This window comes from Pontitalea aquivivens, from assembly GCF_046507575.1.
Taxonomy (GTDB): Bacteria; Pseudomonadota; Alphaproteobacteria; order Rhodobacterales; family Rhodobacteraceae; genus Pontitalea; species Pontitalea aquivivens.
The window spans coordinates 1-5,185 of record NZ_JBKFEY010000058.1; the positions used below are offsets into that span (position 1 = coordinate 1).

Sequence of the window (5,185 nt, forward strand, 5' to 3'; positions counted from 1 at the left end):
GCTATTTCAGCACGCTCGTTTCAATTCATGCACAGGGAAATGCTACCGAGCACTCCTATCGCGCGGCGTTGCAAAGCCTTTTTGATAGCATCGACCCTGCGGTCAAGTCGCAGAACGAACCAAAACGCCTTACAGATGTGGGCGCAGTCGCAGATGAGAAGGGGCAGAAAGGGTAAGCGCATGCTGAAATGGATTGGGCGCATCCTTCTGATCACCATTCTCGGGGGCTTCAGTTTCGAGGCCTATCAGATGTATCGAGGCGGATATTTCAGTCTCCCAGACTTGGCTGATGACGAATACCCGATTTCCTTTCGAAGCGGGTTTCGGGCCATTGTTCCGCTTCCAGAAGATCTCAGACATTCGGCGCCCACCTCAAAGTTTTTGCGGCGGCTGGCTTGGGAATATCCAGATAGGCAGTATCTTGGTATTCCTGTGAATGTGCCGAGTTGGTTCGAGGACAAATGGTCCAAGTGCATATCCGGAAATCAAGCCGAAAATGTGGAACTAAAGGCGCAAATCGAACAGGGTATGACCGATAAACTGCGCAATGATCTGGTTGGTGCGCGTCTGGATGCGGTGTGCGGATTTGAACTTGATGATGGCTCCTTTCGACTTCGCGGTTATATTTTCTCGGTGCCGAAGCTATGATAGATTGGGGCGGCGGTGAGCCGCCCCCTTGCCCACGCCTCACTCAACAAACCGATACCGCCCCTTGGCCTCTTCCAGCTTGTTCGCAGCACGCTCAGGGTCGGCCCTGACGGCCTCCTTCAGCCTCAGCCCCAATCCTGCCATGTGATCGGCCAACCGGGCCTCTGGCACCCCTTCCAGCGCCGCCAGTGTGGTGGCGTTGCCGGTCAGGAGCGCCATGATCAGCCGGATATGATCTTCGCGGTGCACATGCTTGACCTTCTGCGGGTCCAGATAGCTGCGCATTTCGGTCAGGTCGCCCTCGGCCGCCTCTGAAACCAGTTCCCAGATCGGATGATCGGGCCAGCGGGCGCGGTTCGTGTCGGTGGGGTCGGGTTCGCAGTAGCGGATTTTCTGCATGGCTTCGGTCACCACATCGCCAAAGAGCGCGTCAAACTCGGCCCATTGCCGGATCTGCCAGCGGTCTTTCAATAGCGCCTTGCCCGCCCGGATCTCGATGCGCCAAACTTGGCTTGCGGCGCGGTCTTCGGGATCGAGCGGGGGCAGACCATCACGCTCAAGGTTGGCATTCCAGATATCCCACCAGATCGGCTTGCGATGGTCGATCACCTCGCGGCGCTTGTCGTAGACGATTACCTGCCGCCCCGGCATCTTACCCACGGTGACCGAGGTAAACCGCCCGGATTTTCCATTGCTGCGCCGGTCTTCCTCCTCTTCAAAGGTTTGGTAATCGGCGCGGTTTGTGTGGCTGTGGATCACGAAATTCTCCGGCACCAGATTGAACCCCGGCGCCAATACGTCCACGCAGAAATCGGCGCGCGCGATGCTGACCTGATGCGCACCGTAACGAATGCCAAGGCGCTCAAGGGTCTTGTCGATATAGGCGCGGGCATAGCCCAAACCCTGTGTTGCCAGAAGGGTAGAGCCGATATTGAGCCGAATGCCCCACGGGTCTTTGGCATTCGGCTTCTTGAAGAACCATGTCATGTCCAGCGGCCCGCCTTTGAGAATGAAGCGATAGCCGTTGCCCCCATGGTTCGACAGGCTGAACTCGGCGCCGCCATAGCTGATAAGCACGGGCGCGCGGGTTTCCTCTGCCTTATCTCGTTCGGCATCGAGATAATCGAAGAGGTCCGGGGGGATGTTGGCCTGTATGGACAGGGTGAGGGTGTCAAAGCCTTGGTGGATGATACGCATTTGCGGGCTGTCTCCTGTGGGAACGGTATTTCCAGAGGGGGGTGCTCTACAATCACCCCCCTCTTGCGGCGGCGCCGCGTTTCCTGAGTGAGGTTTGAGAAGGGGCGGGCGCTGGCGCGCCCTTCAAAGGTGCCTCCGGCGGGGCAGCTTTGGTTTTGGGGCCGGGCAGGACTGCCCGGCTCGGCTGCCATCAGGGCGCAGTCGCGGCCTTGCGGGAAATCCATGCTTCCGCGCGCTCGGCACATTTCGCCACGTTCAGAAGATCATTGTGAGAGAATGAGCTGGTCGATTTCCAATCGCCTTCGTTGGTCTTGTAGGACCGGGCGATATCGACAGAATAGAACCCGTCATTTTCCCAGATCGTTGCGGTGATCAGACCGATTTTCAGCTTGTAAGCCGGTTGATTTGCCATGGTGATAACTCCTGTCCTGGCATTGCTGGCAGACATGGAAAGGGCGCGAGGTGGCGACACCCCGCACCCCTGTGGAAGCCTTCCGGCCCCAAAATCCCGCGCGGTGCTGCCAACCACGGCGCGGGCAAAACTGGATTATTGGGAGGTATGCGCCCGGCGGCGGGCTTCGACCCAGTCGAACAACTCGCGGCGGCGATAGCGCACCGAGCGGCCAAACTTGTAGAACTGCGGCCCCGCGCCGGTCACGCGCCATTTCTGGATCGTGCGCACGCTTTGGCAAAGAAAGTCCGCCGCTTCGGTTTCGGGGATGAACTTCTCCCAAAAGCTGGCGTCGTTTTTGCCCTCTAGGGGCTGTGTGCAGTGCAGGCTCATCGCTCTATTCCTCGTCTTGCTGCATTCGATGGCGACAGGATTGGAGCGACAGATGGCGTATTGCACGCCTATTCGCTGGCAAATTAAACGTCGATTTTTGAAGTGTTTTTTGCCAGTATTCTCGCCTTGACGGTTTTTATGTGCTTTTTCATCGCGTTCAGGACGCTGTGTCGCGGGGTGCCGGGCGAAAGCTTCCCAAAAGCCGAGACACAGAACCGGGCGGCGTCTGAGATCGGCTCGCCTTCCGCCGTCATGTCTCGGGTGAACGGGCGCCCAAGTGTCTCGGTCCAAAGCATTTCGACGTTGCTGATCCACATGCGCAAAGCATGGTCTTCCTTTGTGCGCCGACCGTCTGGGAGGTCCGCTTCGGCACTGATCGCCATGCTTTCCAATGCATCGACCAGATGCGCGAGTTCAGAAAGATCAAGGATGGCCTGTGCTGAAGTTCCATCATCCTGAAGAATGGAAATAACCGGCAAGCCGGTCAGAATGTGTTGCCCCTTCAAGCTTGCGCTTTCCGCTTTGACTACTTGTGCTGCAAGCGCATCCGCTGCGGGCATGGGTAGCGCTGCCAAAGCGGCTTTCAAACCGGAAGCCGATGTTGCAACGGTTCGCAGGGCTTTGGCCGATGCGCCGCGCGTGGGGTGGCCCGCTGTGGCGCCACCATACCATCGCCAGATCGCAGCGGCATCTTCGAGGCAAGAGGCAATTTCTGGCTGCATCCCGATGGGGATGTGAAATTCACAACAGAGGCTGGCAAGGTCCGCTTCGGAATAGGTTGGGCGATAGTGATGGGCGGGAACAACAGGCATTGGAGCAACTCCGGGTTGCGGCACTCTTCCTGCACCGCACGCCGGATGCAACCCTGACAGGGGGCGTTACTGTATTATAGGTTAGGCGGATGGCCGGGCGGTCCTATCCTATATATAGGCCAGAACCGGTTTGGATTGCCTGTGATGGGAGCCCCTGAGCATCAGCACCCTTACCGCTTTACACAGGCAAAGCCAATTGCGCCGCGACCTCCTGTTATCCGCCCAGACCACGTTTCAATAGGTCATAGCCTACGCCACCCGACAGGATTGCAAAGAAGCCAGCCGCGATCCCACCGGACCCCGCACCTATTGCTGCATCAACCGCTATTAGAGAGGCGCCCACCGCGCTATCAACAACAGATCCGGCTAGCACTACCTGTGCTTCGCTCGCAGGCGCTCCCGGATCTGCCCCGTTGAGCAAGCGCGCGCCGCAGTATTGTTCTTCAGCGCCGTTCAACATTAGCTCAAAAGAGGGGGCTTCGACCGGCAAGATGGCCCGCTCCCGCAGGGCTTTATCGAGAAGGTTGAGGGTCGCATCCGTGGCACCCGCTTCCTTGAAGGCGTCGACTTCAAAGGTGATGAAATCCTGCATCTGGGTATTCTCGATGAGGTTGGAGAAACGCGCGAAAGTTGGTGATGTCCTGAGGGGCGGCATATCATGGCGGTGTTCAGTCGCCGTCAATTCTCTGCCGAGAAAGGGATATGCCACATGTCAGAGACTACCATCACCCAACTTCCCGATCCATCTGGATTTAGCGCCGACGCGCTTACGGATGTCATTCGCGCGGGCGCGCGCCAGTTGATCGAGCAGGCGATCCACGCGGAGCTGGCGACGCTCATGGCGACCTTTTCCAAAGAGAGACTTGAGGACGGACGGGCGCGTCTGGTTCGTCATGGTCACCTGCCGGAGCGCGAGGTGATGACCGGTATTGGTCCGGTGTCGGTGACGGTGCCGCGCGTGCGGGACCGGGCCCCTGGTGAAGACAAGATTACCTTCACGCCCAGCATCCTGCCCCGCTATTTGCGCAAGGCGAAATCGGTCGAGGATCTGCTGCCGTGGCTTTACCTGAAGGGCGTGTCCACGGGTGATTTCACCGAGGCGCTGGCGGCCTTGCTGGGCCCGAATGCCAAGGGTCTGTCGGCAAAGACCATCACGCGGCTGAAGGCCGACTGGTGGACGGCCTATGAGGACTGGCAGAAGCGCGACCTTGGCGCGCGGCAGTTTCTCTACATTTGGGCCGATGGTGTGTATTTCAAGCCGCGGATGAGCGAAGAAAAGCAATGCGTTCTGGTGATCGTGGGGGCCGATGAATATGGCCGCAAGGAGCTGCTGGCGATGACCGACGGCTTCCGCGAAAGCACGCAAAGCTGGCGCGAGGTGCTGCTCGATCTCAAGCGGCGCGGCCTGAAACAGGACCCTAAACTGGCCATCGGAGACGGTGCCCTGGGGTTCTGGACCGCCCTGCGCGAGGTGTTTGCCACAACGCGGGAGCAGCGGTGCTGGGTCCACAAGACCATGAACGTTCTCAACGCGTTACCGAAATCTGTTCAGGCCAAGGCCAAAAGCCATCTGCACGACATCTGGCAGGCCGAGACAAAGGCGAAGGCCCGCGCTGCCTTCGATTTCTTCGTCGAAACCTATGGCGTGAAATGGGACAAGGCGGTGGCCAAGCTGGTCAAGGACCGGGACGCGCTGCTGACCTTCTATGATTATCCGGCGGAACACTGGAAACACATCCGCACG

Annotated in this window: 7 protein-coding genes; 2 read left to right on the forward strand and 5 right to left on the reverse strand. The window is 58.8% G+C overall.

Annotation, left to right across the window (positions count from 1 at the left end; translation table 11 throughout):
- Window positions 1-180 precede the first annotated feature (180 nt).
- The gene (locus ACK8OU_RS19800) at window positions 181-648 is read left to right on the forward strand and encodes a hypothetical protein (protein WP_410305051.1); all 468 of its coding nucleotides are present in this window, start codon (window positions 181-183) and stop codon (window positions 646-648) included.
- Between the two features lie 39 nt (window positions 649-687).
- Here ACK8OU_RS19800 and ACK8OU_RS19805 read toward each other — a convergent pair whose 3' ends face one another.
- The 5 genes from ACK8OU_RS19805 to ACK8OU_RS19825 all read right to left on the reverse strand — a co-directional run bounded on the left by ACK8OU_RS19805 (window position 688) and on the right by ACK8OU_RS19825 (window position 4,150).
- The gene (locus ACK8OU_RS19805; protein WP_410305052.1) at window positions 688-1,845 is read right to left on the reverse strand and encodes a hypothetical protein; all 1,158 of its coding nucleotides are present in this window, start codon (window positions 1,843-1,845) and stop codon (window positions 688-690) included.
- Between the two features lie 190 nt (window positions 1,846-2,035).
- Window positions 2,036-2,257 carry a hypothetical protein gene (locus ACK8OU_RS19810; protein WP_410305053.1) on the reverse strand — a complete coding sequence of 74 codons (222 nt, stop codon included), beginning with the start codon at window positions 2,255-2,257 and terminating at the stop codon, window positions 2,036-2,038.
- A 135-nt stretch (window positions 2,258-2,392) separates the two neighbouring features.
- Entirely contained in the window at window positions 2,393-2,629 is a 237-nt protein-coding gene (locus ACK8OU_RS19815) for a helix-turn-helix transcriptional regulator (RefSeq protein WP_410305054.1), read from the reverse strand.
- An 83-nt stretch (window positions 2,630-2,712) separates the two neighbouring features.
- Entirely contained in the window at window positions 2,713-3,441 is a 729-nt protein-coding gene (locus tag ACK8OU_RS19820) for a hypothetical protein (RefSeq protein ID WP_410305055.1), read from the reverse strand.
- 214 nt (window positions 3,442-3,655) lie between these two features.
- Window positions 3,656-4,150, reverse strand: a complete 495-nt coding sequence (locus ACK8OU_RS19825) for a hypothetical protein (RefSeq protein WP_410305056.1) — start codon at window positions 4,148-4,150, stop codon at window positions 3,656-3,658.
- Here ACK8OU_RS19825 and ACK8OU_RS19830 point away from each other — a divergent pair.
- The coding region (locus ACK8OU_RS19830) for an IS256 family transposase (RefSeq protein ID WP_410305057.1) at window positions 4,151-5,185 on the forward strand (1,035 nt) is incomplete at its 3' end.

Bases quoted from the DNA above. Each gene is read 5' to 3' on its own strand.
- ACK8OU_RS19800 (WP_410305051.1), top strand. From the start codon at position 181: ATGCTGAAATGGATTGGGCGCATCCTTCTGATCACCATTCTCGGGGGC.
- ACK8OU_RS19805 (WP_410305052.1), bottom strand. From the start codon at position 1,845: ATGCGTATCATCCACCAAGGCTTTGACACCCTCACCCTGTCCATACAG.
- ACK8OU_RS19810 (WP_410305053.1), bottom strand. From the start codon at position 2,257: ATGGCAAATCAACCGGCTTACAAGCTGAAAATCGGTCTGATCACCGCA.
- ACK8OU_RS19815 (WP_410305054.1), bottom strand. From the start codon at position 2,629: ATGAGCCTGCACTGCACACAGCCCCTAGAGGGCAAAAACGACGCCAGC.
- ACK8OU_RS19820 (WP_410305055.1), bottom strand. From the start codon at position 3,441: ATGCCTGTTGTTCCCGCCCATCACTATCGCCCAACCTATTCCGAAGCG.